The sequence below is a fragment of the Pseudomonas frederiksbergensis genome, assembly GCF_001874645.1.
GTDB classification, from domain to species: domain Bacteria; phylum Pseudomonadota; class Gammaproteobacteria; order Pseudomonadales; family Pseudomonadaceae; genus Aquipseudomonas; species Aquipseudomonas frederiksbergensis_B.
The window spans coordinates 2,955,931-2,974,691 of record NZ_CP017886.1 but is presented as its reverse complement, the minus strand read 5'-3'; the positions used below and the strand labels follow the sequence as shown (position 1 = coordinate 2,974,691).

Here is an 18,761-nt window from a genome sequence, read left to right as displayed (position 1 = left end):
CCTACGACGCCTTGCGCCGACGGCGATTGATCAGCAGCAAGGCGGCTGCCGTGACGACTACCACGCCTCCCATCTGCAGCCACTTTTTATACGGCCGCAAGGTTGAGCGCACGGGCTCCAGCGCTTGGGTCACATAACGTTTATCGGCGCTCTGAAAGTCGGGAGAGGGGCATTGATGCCCAAAGTTCACCGCCCAATCCACATACGGACCTTCTTTGACGTAGCGCTGATAGAACGCACTCTCTTCCTCAAGACTGGTTCCCCAGCCCGCCGCGGAACACAGCACCGCGGCAAAGGCCTGGCTGCTATGGGGCAGCAGGTCGGCGGCTTTGCTGGCCAACCCCGTGGCGACATACCGGTAGTGGAAGCGTTCATCCGGTTTGGCGGCGCTGGCCCGCTGGCGTTGCACCTCACCTTCGGTGATCAGCGGACCGACTTTTAGCTCAGTCCTCTCAAGGCTGTAGTTGCCATCGAATGTGGCGTAATCCGGGCCCATTTCGTAACCGAGCAGCTCCATCCCCCACTCGCGAGCAGCCATGCCTGCGTTGAAATAAGCCGCTGCACGACGAGAGGGCCACCAGGCTGATTCAGCCAGCTGACGCTGTTCTGCGTAGTGCTTGGCCTTGGCTTGCAACTCAGGATTATCGAAGTACCCCGGCGCTTCGTCATAGCGCTCCTCCCGCAGTAACCGACGCCCGAGCAAATCACGCAGACGTGCTGCGACCGACAGGGGTACATAGCGCTCGCGCTCCTGCTGGGTCAACGGCGCGGGCGCCGGGACCTGGCGGTCGACAAACTGCTTGAGTTCATCGACAGTCAGCACCCGTTCCGCCACGACAGCCGCGTCCTGCCAATACAGATCCTGGCTCCGATACAGCTGCTCGAAAGCTTGCAGATAATCGCCACGGTCCAGTGCCAGCAGCGCACTTTCACCGTCGACCCGGCAGCCGGGCTTGAGCGTTTCATAGTCGCCGCTGAAGGTGCTGCGCTCACCCCAGTTTTCATCCTGCGGGAAGGCTTTGGCCGCCTTGGCATAGGCGCTGGCAGCCGCCGCTTTGTCACCCTCACGCAACGCCATTTTGGCTCGCAGCCACCAGGCCAGGCCGCCGTCACCGGCATGTTCGAGCAAGGTTTTGGTAGTGCCGTAATCACCGATCTGATAATTCAGCGCCGCCAGGCGGTCAGCGTTATCCAGGCTGCCGACGGTGCTCCCCGTCAGCGCCTTGATCAGTTTTTGTTCACTGGGGGGTTGTTCACCGTATGACCAACCGACATGGCTGATCAACGCCGCCGTGATCAATTGCTGCACCGCTTTGCCCTTGAGCAACTCGCTGAGCTGCGCGTCTGGTATCGCGCTCAATTCACCTATCAATTGCTTGAGCGAGCTGTAGCCGACCTGCGAGCCTTGCAGGCTTTGAGTCGCGTAAAGCTCGATGGCGGTGTTCCAATCGCCCGTCTGACGCACCAGCCGCGCTTCCTCGCCGAGGCTCGCGATGCCCAGCTCCAGAGGATCGCTAAAGCCTTCGACACTCAATTGGCGAGCCTGCACAAAGGCCTGACGGGCCTGCTGCAGACTCTCGCGGCGCCCAGCTTCGTCGAGGTCATTGGCCTCCTGGCTGATGGCGAACAAGGCCCGCCCCAGCGAGTAAGCCGCCCAGGTGCTACGCAACGCACGCTGATCGGCCGGCAGCGCCAGCACGTTGCGGAAATACTCCGCCGCTGCGGCATGTTCGCCCGCCTTGAAGGCCACGGCGCCGGCGGTGTACAGGCTGAGTTCAGGCGGCAGGCTGGCGCCCTCGGCTTGCACGTGCTGCGCATCCTGAAGCGTTCGAAGCTGCGCCACCTGAATGCGCTGGGCGTCGCTCAAACCCATCTGTTCAGCGGTGTTTCGCGCCTGCACATAAAGATCATTGTCAGCGCCATAAACGTAGTCGACCGTCATCCTCTCGGCCTGCTTCAGACCGGTGATGGCTTTGCCCAGTCGATTCACTTCGAACCGGAAGCTGCCTTCCGGCAATTCGCCCAGGGTCTGTGCCCGGTCGCCGAGCAAGCGCAGCGGAAAATCAGGCCCACAGGCCATCGCGCAGCCCAGCGGCAGACAGAGACTTAAAGCGAGCAATTGACACGGCCAGTTACGGATAGACATGTGAGCTTCCTTGATCGATTTTTGTACAGCGCGCCCAACCAAGGGTGCGTTCGGCATCCGCCAGTAAACGGCCGTCTTGGAGGCGGGTAAAGCTGAGTTGTCCGGGCGTTTGATGCACGGCATAACCGTTGACCGCGTCAACCGCATCGCATTGCGTGACCGCCAGCGTCACGCGTTCGGGCAGACCACCGTCGAGGTTGCCGCGATTGCTCACGCGGATGTCGTACAGACCGTCGTTGCTGGAAAGGTTCAACTTGAGCTGACTCGCCAGCCGATCCCCCCGCGCCACCGCACGCAACGTTGCCAGGCTCCAGGCACGTCGGTCGCCCTTGAGCGGCAGACGGAACCAGATCAACCCGGCCAGATGAGGCGGTGGCTCGGCGCGCAATTGGCTGGCGAGTTTCGATAACTGCAGCGGGTCGGCCAGTAACTCACGGCGCTGCCCAACGTGCTCGATGGGCACTTCGCTTTCAACCATCGGTGCCCCGCTATCCCCCGGCAACAAAGCAATGCCGTAGGCCGGCAACGCCAGATAGAAGGGTTTCGCAGTGATCCGGCTCCAGCGCCCGGCCCATTGCTTCGCCTGCGCCGGATCAAACAACCCGCGTTCCGGACTGCTCACCGCATGCACCTGCAACACGCTGCTGTCGACCACGGTCAGCAACGCGGGTAACTCTGGACTGTCGAGCCAGGCGGGCAGCGCGGTGATGCTCAGTTTCAGTGTGGCAGGCAACACGTTGCGCAACCCGGCGAGAAACTCACGGTAGGCCGGCAAGCGCGCCGTGCCGGCATCGTGGTCAATCTCGACGCCGGCCAGCATCAGGCCCTGAGCCTGCCAATCGGCCACTACACGCTGGATCTGCACCGTGGTTTCGGTTTGATCCAGGGTCTTGAGCTGGCCATCGAGTCGAATCACCGCGATCAGTGGGCGACCATCGTTTTTCAATAGCGCCGGGTTGATTCGCGCACGACGCCAGCCGGCCTGTGGATAAGTCTGCAAGGCCAGCACCCGCAATGTTGAAAAGTCCCCGCGCGATTGAGCCAGGGCGTCGTCATGGGCGTCGGTCCATTGCCGCTGCCAGACGTAAAGCTGTTGATCGAGCGGCGGCGCGTCCTGCTGCTGGCAACCGTTGAGCAGCACAGCGGCTAGCAATAGCGCGCAACGGACGAAAAAAGTCGCTGACATAAAGGCCTGTGGTTGAGCTAATCCCTTAACGCAAAAAGGGCCTTTCACAGGCCGTGTGAAAACGTAGCGAGCGAAGGCAAGACAAGGCAAAAACAGGCGAGGAAGCGGAGTTTACGGGTTGTAAATGAGCATTCCGAGCCTGTTTTTAACGCAGGATTGTCGAGCGCAGTAGTTTTCACACGGCCTGCTCAGGGACCTTGTTGCTCAGCGCGCAGCCTACTCAGCCAACGGCTTGCGAGCAATGATCACCTGACTTTTCGCCACAACGGCGTCCAGCGCCTGTTTGATTTGCGCTCCACGTGGTGAGTCCAGCACAGCCTGCCAGGTGTCGGCCCAGTGATTGAGCAGCGGATGATCGGCGTTGCTGAAATCGACCTTGGCTTCCCAGAACAGCAGCATCCACATCGACCAGTAGAAGCCGTACTGGCTATGGCTGATCAGTTCGAGGCCGGCATCGCTGACCATCTGCTTGAACTGCTCTTCACTGATGATGCGAATGTGGTTGGGCTTCTGGAAATACTCGGGAGCGGCGATGTCTTTTTGCAGATCTTCGGAACTGGGGTGCGGAACGCTGAGCAAATACAGCGCGCCGGGCTTGCCTACGCGCACCAGTTCGGCGAGGAACTGTGCCGGATCATCGACGTGTTCAATGACCTCGGTGGAGACCACCCGCGTGGCGGTTGCATCGGCAATCGGCAAGGGATTGCAATCTGTGACGTGGCACTCGACGCTGGGTGCAATGGTGTCACTGAGACGCTGACGGGTTGCCTCGACCTTGGCCGCGTCGATGTCGGCAATGATGATCTTCGCCCCCCGCGTGGCACAGAAATGCACGTTACCACCGTCACCGCAGCCGACGTCGAGCAGCGTGTCCTCGGCGGTCACCGGGAAACCGGTGAACAGCTCGCCGGTTTGCTGGTTGAACCAGCCGCTGAGGATCGCATCGTGCAGCCCCAGCATGTATGGATCGACTTTGGCCGCGGGCGCCTCTGGCTGCACGGGTGCGGGGACGGGTGCACCCGCCGTGAGTTTCTTCAAAAGGCTCAGCATGAGGTCACTCCAGAGGATGGGACGGCGGTTCGGGCCGTGCCCAAGCGTTGCACCAGCGCAGCGCCACGGTTACGCATGGGCATTTCGATGCAACGGTAATTGAGCTCACTCAACAGGACGATCAGCCCGCCAGCGATCAGTAGGGTCAGGATTGGGTGCCCGGCCGGATTGGGCAGATCGACCGCCTGCAAGCGGAAGATGAATTCGCGGACCAGCGAATAGGCCGGGATATGAATAAGGTAAATACCGTAGGAGCGACTGCCGATCCAGGTCATCAGATTCTTCAGCAGTCCCCCTGGCATCAGGTAATCACGGTTGTAGGACGCCACCCAGACCAGCACCGCACTGAGCACGGCAATCGCGCCGATTCGGTAGTGGGTGAACGTGAAGCGATCGGTGGCCAGCACACTCAGCGCCACCGCAACGACCAGCAACACCGACACACCGGCCCATGGCCGACGCAAAAACGTTGGTTCCCAGCGCACATAACCGGGTCGCGCACTCCACATGGCCAACAGCACGCCAAGGGCCAGCGCGTCGGTTCGGACCACCATCAGAATCGGCGTGCGCAATGTCAACAACTGCACCACGACCAACGCCAGCAGTGCCCACACCAGGTGTTTGCGACAGACAAGGATCAGCAGCGGAAACAACAGGTAGAACTGCTCCTCCAGCGACAGGCTCCAATAGACGAAACTGGTGCCGTACTCGTAGTGGTAGAAGCTGTCGGCGAAGCGAAAATTGGCGTACTCCGCGATCCCCGCCAGGGTCGCCTGCAAATTGGCGTACAACGTGCCAAAGGCCCCGGAGCGGTTGAAAAACACACAGGCCAGCAACATCAGCGCCAGCCACAGCCAGCCCGACGGCAACAGCCGAAAGGCTCGGCGCAGCCAGAAGTTGCGCGTCTGTTGCCAGTATTCCTGACGCGTGCTGCAGCCTTGTAACGCCGGTATCAGACTGCGAGCGATGACAAACCCCGAAATGGCGAAAAACAGATCGACGCCCCACCAGGGTTGGCCATACTCGGTAATGGTGTGCAGCAACGGCACAACGTCCGTGAACAGACTGCCTTGCAGGTGATGAAACAGTACGCCGAGCACTGCAATGCCCCGCAACAATTCGATGTCCATGATCCGTTTGCGGCTCATGCCGTCCTCCTGGACGCTGCATCGGCATCCGTCGGTTTGCGGGCAATGATCACCTGGCTCTTTGGCATGAATTGATCGAGCATCTGCTTGATTGCCAGCCCGTTGGGTTGCGCCAGCAGGTCTTGCCAGGTTCGCGCCCAACTCTCCATCAGGGGTGGGTATGGCGCCTGAATCCGATCCCGCACCGCGCCCCCAAGATCGCGCCCGGCTGCCCGTTCGCTGGCCCAGAAGAAGATCATGCCCATGACCCAGAAAAACCCGCTGGCCTGACGATGCTCGATCACCAGCCCGGCCTCCTCGACCAGCGCGGCAAAACGCTCCCGGGAAAAAATCTGCACATGGTTGGGTGACTGGAAGTAGCCCGGCGGCGCGATGCCCTTTTGCAGGTGCTCGCCCACAGGGTCCGGCACGCTGAGCAAATACTGAGCACCGGGACGGCCCATTCGTACCAGCTCGGCCATGAATTGTTCAGGCGCATCGACGTGCTCCAGCACTTCCATGCACACCACTTTGGTCGCACAGCCGTCGGCCAATGGCAGCGGCAGGCTGTTGCTGACCAACCCCAGAGACGACGCCTGAGTCTGGGCGTTTACCTGACGGGCCAGGTCACGCACCTTGTCATGCTCGCTGTCAGTGAAAATCACTGAAGCACCCTGGCGCACCGCAAACAGGGTCGCCACGCCCTCGCCACACCCGACATCGAGCAACGTGTCCTCAGCGGTGATGGCAAAGCCTTTGAGTAACTCACCACTGTCGCCCAGGAACCAGCCGTCGAGCATCGCGTCGGTCAACCCGCAATCGCGGGGCGACACCGGGCTTACCGGGGCAGCCACAGGTGCGGGAGCAGGTGTCGGACGCAACCACCCGAGCAGCCCGCGAATCATACTTGGGCGGTTTCCGGGACGAGCGCCTTGGTGCGCTGCAATAACTGCGCGAAAAAGGTCTCCAGACGTTGCTCGGTACTGGCCTGGCTGCAGAATTTCTCCAGGCTGTTCACAGCATGGGCGGACATTCGCGCATAACGCTCGTCATCCGCCTTTGCCACTTCGTAGCTGGCCTGGTACGCCGCACACAGAGAGTCCCAGTGGGTGATGTAACGCAGGGTCCGATAGGCTGCACGAGGATCGTGGGGCCACGCTGTCAGCTCATCCGTCGAGTCGACGATGAAGGTGTTGTCGCGGTCGATGTAATCCGCCATCGCCGTGTTGCAGGGGGCAACGGCCGGTTTACCGCAAGACATGAACTCCATCAACGGCAAGCACTGACCTTCGCCAAACGAGCTGTTGACCACGTAACAGGTGGCTTCGACCAGACGCTCATAATCGGCATCGGCAAGGAAGCCGTGAATCAGCACAATGCGGCAGCTGTAAGACTGGTTCTTGTAGAGGTGATGCAGCATGTCGTTCAGCGCATCGGCGATATCGTGGTGCGTCAGCTTCAGCACCAGCGTGGCATCGGGCGTATTGCGGAACGTGGTACAGAACGCACTGAGCATGTCCTGCCAGTTTTTGCGGCCATCGTAAGGGTTGAAGACCGAGGTATAGATCACGCCATCGAGCACCAGCTCGCAATCACGCACCGGCCCATCGAACGCCACCGCCTCGCCTTCGCGCAGCGCCTCGGGCCCGTAAGGCCGCAGGTCCAGCTCGCGACTGTCGATCAACAGGCCGCGCAAGTTGAGTTTCACCTGTTCGGCCTGGGGCTTTTTACTCAAGCCCCGGCCCCGCCCGGCAAAGCGGTCCCAGACCGGTGCCGGGATGGCGCTGATCGGGTAGTCCGGCCCCATCACGTCGCGCACGGCGTTTACCGTGAAACTGGAATGGGTAATCGCCGCACCCGATGCGCCCAGCACCAGACGCCAGTCATGCCGTGGCTCGCCGTGCCAGCTTTCGGTGGGAATGGTGCTGAACTCCCAGGCGAACACCGGAATGGTCGGGCAGGCGTAGTGCATCGGGGTGCGATGCGGTGGCGAGAAGGACAGGAACACACAGTCCTCGCCACGGCTTTGGCAATCGAAATACAAACGGTCGACCAGTTCGTCGGGATTGCTGACCTCGATGACCTGCCCCAGCCGCTCCAGCACCGGGCGAAATTCCTTGAGCACAAAGTAGTAGCTGTACTCGGGGCGACCGAGGTTCTGCACGATGTTGCTCTTGTTGGTTTCCGAATGAATGATGATCAGCATGATGCCGTACCTGCCACAGCGGCAATCGATGCCGGCGTAGGCTCAGAGGCCTGGGCTGATTCGAAAAAACCCGTCAGGCGTTTTTGCACCGCCGTGAAACTGCAGTAATCGCGCATGCGTTCGCTCGCCGCCACAGACATCGCCTGGTACCTGGCCGGTTGTTCTTTGGCCATCCGGTAACTGTTTTGATAGGCGGTTTTCAGCGAGCCCCAGTCGGGTCGATGGCGCAAGGTGCGGAACAGGATGCGCGTGTCCTGCGGCCAGACGGCCGGCTCCTGACTGGACTCGACGATGAAGGCCACGCGGTCGTCGATGTAATCCTGCATCGCGGTATGCGCCGGTGCGATCACCGGCTTGGCGCACGCCATGAATTCCATCAGTGGCAAGCACAACCCTTCGCAACGCGAGGCATTAACGTAAAAGCTCGCAGCCCCATACAACCGGGCGAACTGCTGATCATCCAGGTAGCCATGCATGACGACCACGCGACAGGCAAAGGGCGACAGCTGCGACAGCAGGGTCAGCATTTCGACGTAGTAGGTGGACAGGTCACTCTGGGTCATTTTCAGCACCAACGTGGCGTCTTCGACGTCACGCATGGCCCAGCAAAACGCGGTGATCAGTTGGTGCCAGTTCTTGCGCCCGTCATCGGGGTTGAACACGCTGACGTAAATCACGCCATCGACCCGGGTTTCGACCAGCTCGGTGGTCTGCGGGAAGCAGGCTTGCGGGTGCAGGTCTTGAGGCGGCGGAGCCTCGACCACTACCTCAACCACCGCGTCCGCCACAGGCTCTGCCACGACCGGACGCTCGGGTCGCAGACTGGCGATCAGCGTACGCAGCCGCTCGGGTAGCAGATCGCGAAAGGCTTCACGATAGGTCTGCCGCAGGTAGTGCTTGACGATGAACAGACGTCGGCACCAGGTCAGAGGGGGCGCCTCGTTAACGATTTCGGGTTCTGCTGGCGCTGACGGTTGCGCCGGCTCAAGTTCTGGCTCAGTGACTATCGGTGCAATCAGCCCGTCAGCGGAAAGACCCAGAACGCGACTGTCGATGATGCAGCCCTTGGTCTGCAACGTCGTGCCCGGATTGATCGGTACATTCGCGAACTGGTTGCGAACCTCGGCGAAGGTTTCCCATAGCGGTGTCGGCAGGACCAGCACCGGGAAGTCCTCGCCCAACGCGTTGCGCACAGCCTGCGCAGTATGGCTGGACAAGGTAATCACCCGCCCATGACGTGTCAGCGTGCGGCTCCAGTCCTGCTGCGGGTCGTTATCCCATGACTCGTTCGGGACCGAATCGAACTCCCAGGCAACCACGCAGATCGTCGGGCATTGCAGGTGGGTCGGGGTTTTGTGGGGAGGCGTGAACGAGAGGAACAGGCTTTCTTCGCCATTGAGCTGAAGCTGCCGATACAGCGGATCGATCTCGGTGGTCGATTCAACCACGTGGACCCGCCCAAGGCTTTCCAGGACTGGACGATAAGCCTTGAGGACGAAGTAATAACTGTATTCGGGACGGCCGAGGCTCAGGCTGATCGAGCGGTCGTTGACGTCCGAGTAGAGAATGAAATTCATGGCATCCCACGATGAAACCACCACACCGGCAGCCTCATTCTTATGACGGTAGCGCCACAGGTCGAGCCGGTAAACGGTGCTCGCCCATCGTCTGCATGCCCGCCTGCATTCTTGTTTTAGTGGTCAGCTTCGCCTGGTCAGATAACCGCCATGCTGATCGCTGGGCAATCGTGATGAAGGGCATTCTAAACACATCCGCTGGGGATTCGTGAACCGTCCGGCGAGAATAAATCAGGCTACGCTGACGAGAACTGACCGGTCACGGTGGGACCTGTTGAAATTGCCGCACAATTGGCACAGATTGGCTACCAAACAACTACAACAACAACAACAACAACAACAACAACAACAACAACAACTTCGCACGTTAGACATTTCCGAGAAAGCAGCCAGTGCTTTCCGGTTTACCCAGCAAAGACTGGGGGTGCCGAAGTCTGCTCATTGAGGGAGCTGCTGTTTGAAGAAGCGTCTGTTCGTGACGGGGCTCAGTGGATTCGTAGGACGTCACATCCAATCTCGCCTGAACGCTTCGGAGTCGGAGTGGGAATTGTCGCCCGTCCCATCCCGTTATGATCTTTGCGAACCCAAGAGCCTCGACGGCCTGTGGCCGCAACTGCCTGATGCCGTAATTCACCTGGCGGGACAAACCTTTGTCCCCGAAGCCTTTCGTGACCCGGCGAAGACTTTTCAGGTCAACCTGCTGGGTACCCTGAATCTGCTGCAAGCCCTCAAGGCCCGAGGCTTCAACGGCACCTTTCTGTATATCAGCTCCGGCGATGTCTACGGCCAGGTTCGTGAAAGCGCCTTGCCGATCGACGAGCACCAGCCGCCCTGCCCGCGCAACCCCTATGCCGTGAGCAAACTCTCGGCGGAAATGCTGTGTCTGCAATGGGGCATGACCGAAGGCTGGCCGGTACTGGTCGCGCGCCCCTTTAACCACATCGGTGCCGGGCAGCTGGACAGCTTTGTCATCGCCAGCGCCGCCCGGCAGATCTGCCGGATCAAGCACGGCCTGCAAGCGCCTGAACTGGAAGTGGGTGACATCGACGTGACACGCGATTTTCTCGACGTCAGCGATGTCGTCTCCGCCTACCTGGCATTGCTTGAACGCGGTGCGCCCGGGCAGGTCTACAACATCTGCTCCGGTGTCGAACAGAGCATCCGCGCCCTGATCGAGCAACTGGCGGATCTGGCCCAGGTCGACATGCAACTGATTCAAGACCCCGCGCGCCTTCGCCGCGCAGAACAGCGTCGCGTCTGTGGCAGCCATGCCAAGCTGCACCAGGCCACAGGATGGGCGCCTGAACTTACAACACAACAATCCTTGCGGGCGATCCTGTCCGACTGGGAGTCACGGGTACGACAAGAATGACAAAAAGTGCATTGATCACAGGGATCACCGGTCAAGACGGCGCCTACCTCGCCAAGTTGCTGCTCGACAAGGGCTATAAAGTCCACGGTCTGGTGGCGCGGCGCAGCAGCGACTCGCGCTGGCGTCTGCGCGAAATGGGCGTCGAAGGTGACATCGTCTATCTGGACGGCGACATGGCTGACGCCTGTTCGGTGCAGCGCGCGGTGATCAAGTCGGCGCCCGACGAAGTCTATAACCTGGCAGCGCAAAGCTTTGTCGCCGCGTCCTGGGACCAACCCGTGACCACCGGGATCGTCGACGGGTTGGGCGTGACCCACCTGCTCGAAGCGATCCGTCAGTTCAGCCCGCACACCCGTTTCTACCAGGCCTCGACCAGCGAAATGTTTGGCCTGATCCAGGCCGAGCGGCAGGACGAAAACACCCCGTTCTATCCGCGCAGCCCGTACGGCGTGGCCAAGCTCTACGGTCACTGGATCACCGTGAACTACCGCGAAAGCTTCAACCTGCATGCCAGTAGCGGCATCTTGTTCAACCACGAATCACCGCTGCGCGGGATCGAGTTCGTGACCCGCAAAGTTACCGACGCCGCCGCACGGATCAAACAGGGCAAACAGCAGGAATTGCGCCTGGGCAACATCGACGCCAAACGCGACTGGGGCTTTGCCGGCGACTACGTCGAAGCCATGTGGCTGATGCTGCAACAGGACAAGGCCGATGACTTCGTGGTCGCCACAGGCGTGACCACCACCGTGCGCGAGATGTGCCAGATCGCTTTCGAACACGTCGGCCTCGATTACCGTGATTTCGTGAAGATCGACCCGGCGTTTTTCCGCCCGGCCGAAGTCGACGTACTGCTGGGTAATCCGGCCAAGGCGCAACGATTGTTGGGCTGGAAGCCAAAAACAGATTTGCAGACCCTGATCCGCATGATGATGGATGCGGACATGAAGCGCGTCGCCAAGGAGTAGGCCATGCTGATTCCCGTGATTCTTTCAGGGGGTGCCGGAACCCGGCTGTGGCCGGTTTCGCGTGAAGGTCATCCCAAGCCGTTCATGACCTTGCCCGATGGCCAGACGCTGCTGGGCAAGACCTATCAGCGCGCGGCCGGGTTGCTCGGCACACACGGTGATATCGTCACGGTGACCAACCGCGACTACTACTTTCAAAGCAAGGATCACTATCAGGACGCCCATCTGGGTCATCACCGCGGCCACTTCGTGCTGGAACCGGTAGGCCGCAACACCGCCCCGGCCATTGCCGTCGCCGCCCTGTCGCTGCAGGCATTGCATGGCAACGAAGCGATTCTGGTGGTGATGCCGGCAGACCACCTGATCCAGAACGAAGAGGCTTTCAAGACCGCCGCCAGGCATGCCGTGAAACTGGCCGAGGCCGGGCATCTGGTGACCTTCGGTGTGATCCCGACGGCGCCGGAGACCGGCTTCGGTTATATCGAACGTGGCGAGCCACTGGGCGAGCAAGGGGCGGCCAAGGTCGCACGCTTCGTCGAAAAACCCGACCTGCAAACCGCCACACACTATCTGGAAAGCGGCAACTTCCTGTGGAATTCAGGCATGTTCTGCTTCTCGATCGGCACCTTGCTGACGGAGTTGCAGACCCACGCCCCACAACTGCTCGAACAGGCCGACGCGTGCCTGGCGGCCAGTGCCACGGTCGAGACCGGCGGCTGCCTGCAACAGGAATTGTCGGCGACACATTTCGCCGAGATGACCGATATCTCTATCGACTATGCCTTGATGGAGCACTCCGACAAGGTGGTGGTAGTGCCCGCCGGTTTCGACTGGAGCGACATCGGTTCATGGGGCGCCGTCAGTGCCCTGGTTCCAGCCGACGCGCAAAACAATCGCGCCAGCGGCGATGCGCTGTTCATCGACAGCCACAACAACTTCGTCCAGAGCGATGGCCGTATGATCGCGACGGTGGGTGTGGATAACCTGATCGTCATCGACACCGCCGACGCCGTGCTCGTGGCCCATGCCGACCGCGCGCAAGACGTGCGCAAGGTGGTCAAACAGCTCAAAGAGAAAGAACACGAAAGCTATCGCCTGCACCGCACCGTCAGCCGGCCGTGGGGCACTTACACCGTGCTGGAGGAAGGCCCGCGCTTCAAGATCAAACGCATCGTGGTCAAACCCGGCGCCAAGCTGTCGCTGCAGATGCATCACCACCGAAACGAACACTGGGTGGTGGTCGAAGGCATGGCCAAGGTCACCAACAACGGTTCGGGGTCGCATCTGGTGGCCAAAAACGAGTCCACCTTCATTGCCGCCGGGCACAAGCATCGTCTGGAAAACCCGGGAGTGATCGACCTGGTGATCATTGAAGTTCAAAGCGGTGAGTATCTGGGAGAGGACGATATCGTCCGCTTCGAAGATCAGTACGGCAGGACGGTCTGAATGTTGCTCAATTTGTATCGCTCGCTGTGGAGCTACCGGGGCTTCATCCTCGGTAGCGTCAAGCGAGAGTTCCAGTCGCGGTATCGCAATTCGCTGTTCGGTGCGCTCTGGACCGTACTCAACCCGCTGTCGATGATCGTCGTCTACACGGTAATTTTTTCCCAGATCATGCGCGCCCGGTTACCGGGCGTGGATGACGGGCTGGCCTACAGCGTTTACCTCTGCGCCGGTCTGCTGACCTGGGGGCTGTTCTCCGAGATCACCCTGCGCAGCCAGAACATGTTCCTGGAAAACGCCAATCTGCTGAAAAAAATCAGCTTCCCGCGGATCTGCCTGCCTGTGATCGTGTTGCTCAACGCGGGGATCAACTTTGCGATCATCCTTGGCCTGTTCCTGGGCTTTTTGCTGATCAGTGGGCGTTTGCCCGGCATGGCGTTGTTGGCACTGGTGCCGCTGCTGATACTCCAGGTGATCTTCTGCGCCGGGCTGGGGATGATTCTCGGGGTGCTGAACGTGTTTTTCCGCGATGTCGGACAGTTCTTCGGGATTTGCCTGCAGTTCTGGTTCTGGCTGACACCGATCGTCTACCCGATGTCGATCCTGCCCGAACCCATTCAACGGTTGCTAGGGCTCAACCCCATGACCGCCTTGATGCACAGCTACCAGAATCTGTTTCTCTACAACCAATGGCCGGTCTGGAGTTCGCTGACACCGCTGTTGGTGATTGGCCTGCTGTTCTGCGTGATGGGGCTGCGGCTTTTCCGCCAGCGTGTCGGTGAAATGGTGGACGAGCTCTGATGGGACATATACGCGTCAGTGGCCTGGGCAAGGCCTATAAACAGTATCCAAACCGCTGGAGCCGGCTGTTCGAATGGCTGGTGCCGTTTTCCCGGTCCCGCCATCACTTGCACTGGGTTTTGCAAGGTGTCGATTTTGAAATCCAGCCAGGTCAAGCGGTCGGCATTGTCGGGGTCAACGGCGCCGGTAAAAGTACCTTGCTGAAGATGATCACCGGCACCACTCAACCCACGTGCGGGCAGATCCAGCTGCAAGGGCGTGTTGCCGCGTTGCTTGAGTTGGGCATGGGCTTTCACCCCGATTTCACCGGCCGCCAGAACGCCTTCATGGCCGGTCAGTTGCTGGGGATGCACGTCGAAGAGATCGAAGCGCTGATGCCGGAAATCGAAGGTTTTGCCGAGATTGGCGAAGCCATCGACCACCCGGTACGCACCTACTCCAGTGGCATGCAGATGCGGCTGGCTTTCAGTGTCGCCACGGCACGGCGGCCAGACATCCTGATCGTCGACGAAGCGCTGTCAGTGGGTGACGCCTACTTCCAGCACAAGAGCTTCGAACGCATCCGCAGCTTCCGTCGGGCCGGGACTACCTTGCTGATCGTGTCTCATGATCGCTCGGCGATTCAGTCGATCTGCGACACCGCGATCCTCCTGGAAAAGGGCCGCATGGCCTTGCACGGCAAGCCGGAAGAGGTGATGGACTACTACAACGCCATGCTCGCCGAACGCGAAGGCCAGATCGTGCGCCAGGAAATGCTTGCCAACGGCCAGGTGCAAACCATCTCCGGCACCGGCGAAGCGACCATCCACAGCGTGCGTTTGCTGGATCAACGCCAGCGCTCGGTGGAAGTGGCCGAAGTCGGCCAGCCGATGGTGCTGGAGGTGCAGGTTGACATCCGCCAGGACATCGAACGACTGGTGCTGGGTTTCCTGATCAAGGATCGCCTGGGCCAGGCGATGTATGGCATCAACACCCACCGGCTTGAACAGGCGTTGACCGGCCTGAGCGCCGGAGAACGGGTGACCTACCGCTTTGCCTTTCCCATGCGTCTGGGCAAGGGCAACTATTCCGTCGCCCTGAGCCTGTCGCGCCTGGACTCGCACCTGGACCGCAATTTCGAATGGCGTGATTACGGCCTGGTGTTCCATGTCATCAACAACCGTCAGGAAGACTTCGTCGGCTGTTCATGGCTTGAGGCGCAGACCAGCATTACTCGCTCATCGGCCACCCCGGTAGAACCCATCACCCCGGAGACAGCACCATGACGCGGTTACTGGTCGAGTGCACCTATGTATTCGAGCATCCCCAGACCAATTCCGGGATTCAGCGCGTGGTGCGCAATGTCATCCGCGAGTTACCCAAAAAAGACCCGTCGGTGGAATGCATTCCGGTGGTGATGCTCAACGGAACACTGTATCGAGTGACAAGCCTGGCCCCCCTGCCGACGCCGAAGCTGGACCTGATGAGCCTGCGTATACGGCTTGAGCAAGTCGCCAACAACTTCTGGCTGCGCCAGCGAACCCTCGAACGCCGCCGGCCGTTCCGCCAATCGCTGTTCGCCCGTCGCGTGCTGTACATCGGTTGCCGACTCTTTGCATTCGCCTGCTTGAGCATTCCCTTGCGGATTCTCGATCGCTGCCTGAGGAACCAGGAAATCCCAACCCGTTGCACGCCGCTGCAACACCAACCGGGCGATCAACTGGTGCTGCTGGATTCCTCCTGGCATGCGGATTTTTTCCCCTTGGCCGAACAGCTCAAGCGTGACGGCGTGGGTATCGTTTCGGTGATCTACGACCTGATTCCGCTGACCCATCCGCAGTATTGCGACGCTGGGCTCGTCAGGGTGTTCAATGACTGGTTCGACTGGATCGCCCGCACCGCGGATGGCTATATCGCCATTTCCGCGACCATTCGCGATCAGGTCTGTGATGAAATGCTGCGCCGGGTCGGGGCCGAGCACGTTCGACATCGCTGGTTCGACTACTTCCACCTGGGCAGTGAACTGGACTTGTGCGATGACGCGTCGAAGGTCGACGCAGACCTTCAGCAGATGTTCAAGAGCAAGGACCCGGTGTTCCTGATGGTCAGCACCATCGAGCCGCGCAAGAACCACGACTATCTGCTCGATGCGTTCGAACTGGCCTGGGCCAAAGGGTCGCGGGCACGTCTGTGTATCGCTGGACGCATTGGCTGGAAGTGCGATGCATTGATTGAGCGGATTCGTGAACATCCGGAGCTCAATGCGCGTTTGTTCATGTTCAACACGCTCTCGGACAAGAGTCTGGAGTACGCGTATTCCAAAGCCACATCGCTGGTGTTCCCCTCGTACGTCGAAGGTTTCGGCCTGCCACTGGTGGAAGCGATGCAGCGCGGCTTGCCGGCGATGGGCAGTGACATTCCGGTGTTCCGCGAGATTGGCGGTGAGTTCATGGCCTATTTCGACCTCGCGTCCCCGCAAAGCCTGGTCGATCTGGTCACCCACCTGGAAAACACCGGGACCTTTCCGGCCGCACGCAAGGTAAGCGAGTGGCGCTGGCTTGGTTGGCGCGAGGCCAGTACGCAATTGGTCGAGCGAATCCTGCGCAACCTGAAGAAGACTCCGATCACCGTTGAGAGGCAGCATGCAGATTGCCCTTAACGCACGAATTCTGCAGGCACCTCGAACCGGTATCGGCCACTATCTGGCCGAACTGGTCAGCGCCCTGACCCATGAGCCAGACCTGGAACTGTCGTTGTTCCACGGCTGGGGCTGGAGTTCGTCACTACCGCAGGCGGCAATGCCCGGCTACTCACGGCTGACACCGTTGCTGCGGCAGATCCCCGGTGCCTACCAGGCACGGCGCTGGCTGGAGCAACGGCGCTTCGACCGGGGACACTCGGCGGCCATCGACCTCTACCACGAACCGAGTCTGTGGCCCTTGGCATTCAAGGGCCCGACCATCATCACCCTGCACGACCTGACCCATCTGCACTACCCTTCGACCCAACCGGCAGCGCGGTTACGGGAGATTGAACGTCGACTGGGCAAAGGCGTGCGACAGGCACGCCTGATCCTGACCGACTCGCAGTTTGTCGCCGACGAGGCCCAGCGCTACTTCGGCCTCGGGCCTGAGCGTTTCGTGGTTGCGCCACTGGGGGCCGCGACACGTTTTCATCCACGCTCGAACGAGTCCTTGCAGCAGACGCTGCAACCTCACGGTGTGCAGCCACAGCGGTACTTCCTGTGTGTCGGGACTCTGGAGCCGCGCAAGAACCTGTCGCTGGCATTGCGTGCTCACGCGCAACTGCCGCAGGCACTGCGTCAGCGTTTTCCTTTGCTGGTCATCGGCATGGCCGGGTGGAAGGGAGACCAACTCAATGATGAACTGCACAAGGCCCTGGCAGCCGGCCATGTCCGCCTGCTGGGGTACCTGCCTGATGAGCAGGTCGCACAACTGGTAGCTGGGGCCCGGGCGCTGGTTTTCCCCTCTGTTTATGAAGGTTTTGGTCTGCCGGTTCTGGAGGCCATGTCCAGCGGCACACCCGTAGTACTGACCCGATACTCGTCCATGCCCGAAGTTGCGGGCACCGCGGGCAATTACATTGAGCCGGATGATGTGCACGGGTTGTGTGAAGCCATGAGTCGTTTGGCCGACGATGAAGCGCATCGGCAAGTATGCCGAGAAGCGGGATTGCAACGGGCGAAGCTTTTTTCCTGGGAGCGCTGCGCGAAGCTGACCGTCCGCGCCTACCGCCAGGCTTTGGGAGGTTGAATGCGTGTTCTTCATTTTTACAAAACGTATTTATCAGAAACCGTCGGCGGTATCGAACATGTCATGTTCGAACTATGCGAAAGCGGCGCACAGCACGGCATTCAGAGCAAGGTTCTGACGTTAAGCGCCAACCCGACGCCTGCGGTCATCCGGTTTTATCAGCACGAGGTCCATCGCGCCAAACTCGATGTGCAATTCGCATCTACCGGTTTGTCCTACAGCGTCTTCAAGCAGTTTCGGGAATTAGCCGCAGAAGCCGACGTGGTCAACTATCACTTTCCCTGGCCGTTCATGGATGTGGTGCATTTCCTCAGCGGCATGAACAAACCCAGCGTAGTGACGTACCACTCGGACATCATCCGGCAAAAGCATCTGCTCAAACTCTACCGGCCGTTGATGACGCGCTTTCTTGCCAGCGCTGACCGGATTGTCGCGGCGTCGCCAAACTACCTGCATACCAGTGACGTCCTGAAAAAATTCTCGGACAAAACCCGGGTCATTCCCTACGGCCTGAACAAATCCGCTTATCCAAAACCCGACATCGAACGCATGGCCTGTTGGCGGCAACGCCTGGGAGAACGTTTCTTTCTGTTCGTCGGTGTCATGCGTTACTACAAGGGTCTGCACATCCTGCTCGATGCACTCAAAGATATTGATTACCCGGTGGTGATTGTCGGCGCCGGGCCTCTGGAAAATGAGCTGCACGCCCAAGCCGCCGCGCTGGGTCTGCGCAACCTGCATTTCCTCGGGCGCCTGGATGATGAAGACAAAGCCGCGGTGCTACAACTGAGCTACGCGATTGTCTTTCCGTCACACCTGCGCTCGGAAGCGTTTGGCATCTCCCTGCTCGAAGGGGCAATGTATGGCAAACCGATGATCTCCAGCGAAATCGGCACCGGCACCAGTTATATCAATATTCACGAAGAAACCGGGCTGGTGGTGCCTCCGAGTAATCCACAGGCGTTTCGCGAAGCCATGCGCGCACTCTGGGAAAACCCTGTCCGCGCAGCGGAAATGGGCGTGAAGGCTGAAGCTCGTTACCGGCAGCTGTTTACCGCTGACGAAATGGGTCGCAAATGGACCGAGCTGTATCGGGAGCTGCTGGAGGAGAAATCGCTGTCCTACGCTTGATG

16 protein-coding genes are annotated in these 18,761 nt (G+C 60.1%); 9 read left to right on the top strand and 7 right to left on the bottom strand.

Annotated elements, in window-relative coordinates; translation table 11 throughout:
• Window position 1: 1 nt before the first annotated feature.
• The 7 genes from BLL42_RS14295 to BLL42_RS14265 form a co-directional block, all read right to left on the bottom strand.
• Window positions 2-2,146 (bottom strand): hypothetical protein, encoded by a 2,145-nt coding sequence (locus tag BLL42_RS14295; RefSeq protein ID WP_071552682.1) that lies wholly within the window; start codon window positions 2,144-2,146, stop codon window positions 2-4.
• Window positions 2,133-3,332: a DUF3142 domain-containing protein gene (locus BLL42_RS14290; RefSeq protein WP_071552681.1), complete on the bottom strand. Its 1,200-nt coding sequence runs from the start codon at window positions 3,330-3,332 to the stop codon at window positions 2,133-2,135. Before BLL42_RS14290 ends, BLL42_RS14295 begins: the two co-directional genes overlap by 14 nt.
• 216 nt (window positions 3,333-3,548) lie before the next feature.
• Window positions 3,549-4,382, bottom strand: coding sequence for a class I SAM-dependent methyltransferase (locus BLL42_RS14285; RefSeq protein ID WP_071552680.1), 834 nt, complete (start codon window positions 4,380-4,382; stop codon window positions 3,549-3,551).
• On the bottom strand, window positions 4,376-5,530 hold the full coding sequence (locus BLL42_RS14280; protein WP_071552679.1) for an acyltransferase family protein: 1,155 nt from the start codon (window positions 5,528-5,530) through the stop codon (window positions 4,376-4,378). Before BLL42_RS14280 ends, BLL42_RS14285 begins: the two co-directional genes overlap by 7 nt.
• Entirely contained in the window at window positions 5,527-6,414 is an 888-nt protein-coding gene (locus BLL42_RS14275; protein WP_071552678.1) for a class I SAM-dependent methyltransferase, read from the bottom strand. The genes BLL42_RS14280 and BLL42_RS14275 overlap by 4 nt, the downstream gene beginning before the upstream one ends.
• On the bottom strand, window positions 6,411-7,715 hold the full coding sequence (locus tag BLL42_RS14270; RefSeq protein WP_071552677.1) for a glycosyltransferase: 1,305 nt from the start codon (window positions 7,713-7,715) through the stop codon (window positions 6,411-6,413). Before BLL42_RS14270 ends, BLL42_RS14275 begins: the two co-directional genes overlap by 4 nt.
• On the bottom strand, window positions 7,709-9,292 hold the full coding sequence (locus BLL42_RS14265) for a glycosyltransferase (RefSeq protein WP_071552676.1): 1,584 nt from the start codon (window positions 9,290-9,292) through the stop codon (window positions 7,709-7,711). The genes BLL42_RS14270 and BLL42_RS14265 overlap by 7 nt, the downstream gene beginning before the upstream one ends.
• 274 nt (window positions 9,293-9,566) lie before the next feature.
• Between BLL42_RS14265 and BLL42_RS30045 the strand changes: the two genes are divergently transcribed.
• From BLL42_RS30045 to BLL42_RS14225, 9 genes are read left to right on the top strand one after another with little or no spacing between them, the layout of a single operon-like run.
• Window positions 9,567-9,737 (top strand): hypothetical protein, encoded by a 171-nt coding sequence (locus BLL42_RS30045; RefSeq protein WP_161492347.1) that lies wholly within the window; start codon window positions 9,567-9,569, stop codon window positions 9,735-9,737.
• 12 nt (window positions 9,738-9,749) lie between these two features.
• A complete protein-coding gene (locus tag BLL42_RS14260; protein WP_071552675.1) occupies window positions 9,750-10,664 on the top strand; it encodes a GDP-mannose 4,6-dehydratase in 915 nt (304 codons plus the stop codon).
• Window positions 10,661-11,632: a GDP-mannose 4,6-dehydratase gene (gene gmd / locus BLL42_RS14255; RefSeq protein ID WP_071552674.1), complete on the top strand. Its 972-nt coding sequence runs from the start codon at window positions 10,661-10,663 to the stop codon at window positions 11,630-11,632. The genes BLL42_RS14260 and gmd overlap by 4 nt, the downstream gene beginning before the upstream one ends.
• Window positions 11,633-11,635: 3 nt before the next feature.
• Window positions 11,636-13,078 carry a mannose-1-phosphate guanylyltransferase/mannose-6-phosphate isomerase gene (locus BLL42_RS14250; protein WP_071552673.1) on the top strand — a complete coding sequence of 481 codons (1,443 nt, stop codon included), beginning with the start codon at window positions 11,636-11,638 and terminating at the stop codon, window positions 13,076-13,078.
• Entirely contained in the window at window positions 13,079-13,876 is a 798-nt protein-coding gene (locus BLL42_RS14245) for an ABC transporter permease (RefSeq protein WP_071552672.1), read from the top strand. It abuts the gene before it with no gap.
• Complete coding sequence (locus tag BLL42_RS14240; RefSeq protein WP_071552671.1) at window positions 13,876-15,141, top strand: ABC transporter ATP-binding protein; 1,266 nt, start codon at window positions 13,876-13,878, stop codon at window positions 15,139-15,141. Before BLL42_RS14245 ends, BLL42_RS14240 begins: the two co-directional genes overlap by 1 nt.
• Window positions 15,138-16,514, top strand: coding sequence for a glycosyltransferase family 4 protein (locus BLL42_RS14235; protein ID WP_071552670.1), 1,377 nt, complete (start codon window positions 15,138-15,140; stop codon window positions 16,512-16,514). The genes BLL42_RS14240 and BLL42_RS14235 overlap by 4 nt, the downstream gene beginning before the upstream one ends.
• The gene (locus tag BLL42_RS14230) at window positions 16,498-17,628 is read left to right on the top strand and encodes a glycosyltransferase family 4 protein (RefSeq protein ID WP_071552669.1); all 1,131 of its coding nucleotides are present in this window, start codon (window positions 16,498-16,500) and stop codon (window positions 17,626-17,628) included. The genes BLL42_RS14235 and BLL42_RS14230 overlap by 17 nt, the downstream gene beginning before the upstream one ends.
• Window positions 17,629-18,759 carry a glycosyltransferase family 4 protein gene (locus BLL42_RS14225; RefSeq protein ID WP_071552668.1) on the top strand — a complete coding sequence of 377 codons (1,131 nt, stop codon included), beginning with the start codon at window positions 17,629-17,631 and terminating at the stop codon, window positions 18,757-18,759.
• Window positions 18,760-18,761 lie beyond the last annotated feature (2 nt).

Bases quoted from the DNA above. Each gene is read 5' to 3' on its own strand.
- BLL42_RS14235 (WP_071552670.1), top strand. From the start codon at position 15,138: ATGACGCGGTTACTGGTCGAGTGCACCTATGTATTCGAGCATCCCCAG.
- BLL42_RS14225 (WP_071552668.1), top strand. From the start codon at position 17,629: ATGCGTGTTCTTCATTTTTACAAAACGTATTTATCAGAAACCGTCGGC.
- BLL42_RS14275 (WP_071552678.1), bottom strand. From the start codon at position 6,414: ATGATTCGCGGGCTGCTCGGGTGGTTGCGTCCGACACCTGCTCCCGCA.
- BLL42_RS14240 (WP_071552671.1), top strand. From the start codon at position 13,876: ATGGGACATATACGCGTCAGTGGCCTGGGCAAGGCCTATAAACAGTAT.
- BLL42_RS14285 (WP_071552680.1), bottom strand. From the start codon at position 4,382: ATGCTGAGCCTTTTGAAGAAACTCACGGCGGGTGCACCCGTCCCCGCA.
- BLL42_RS14290 (WP_071552681.1), bottom strand. From the start codon at position 3,332: ATGTCAGCGACTTTTTTCGTCCGTTGCGCGCTATTGCTAGCCGCTGTG.
- BLL42_RS14250 (WP_071552673.1), top strand. From the start codon at position 11,636: ATGCTGATTCCCGTGATTCTTTCAGGGGGTGCCGGAACCCGGCTGTGG.
- BLL42_RS14230 (WP_071552669.1), top strand. From the start codon at position 16,498: ATGCAGATTGCCCTTAACGCACGAATTCTGCAGGCACCTCGAACCGGT.
- BLL42_RS14295 (WP_071552682.1), bottom strand. From the start codon at position 2,146: ATGTCTATCCGTAACTGGCCGTGTCAATTGCTCGCTTTAAGTCTCTGT.
- BLL42_RS14265 (WP_071552676.1), bottom strand. From the start codon at position 9,292: ATGAATTTCATTCTCTACTCGGACGTCAACGACCGCTCGATCAGCCTG.
- BLL42_RS14270 (WP_071552677.1), bottom strand. From the start codon at position 7,715: ATGCTGATCATCATTCATTCGGAAACCAACAAGAGCAACATCGTGCAG.
- BLL42_RS14280 (WP_071552679.1), bottom strand. From the start codon at position 5,530: ATGAGCCGCAAACGGATCATGGACATCGAATTGTTGCGGGGCATTGCA.
- BLL42_RS14245 (WP_071552672.1), top strand. From the start codon at position 13,079: ATGTTGCTCAATTTGTATCGCTCGCTGTGGAGCTACCGGGGCTTCATC.
- gmd (WP_071552674.1), top strand. From the start codon at position 10,661: ATGACAAAAAGTGCATTGATCACAGGGATCACCGGTCAAGACGGCGCC.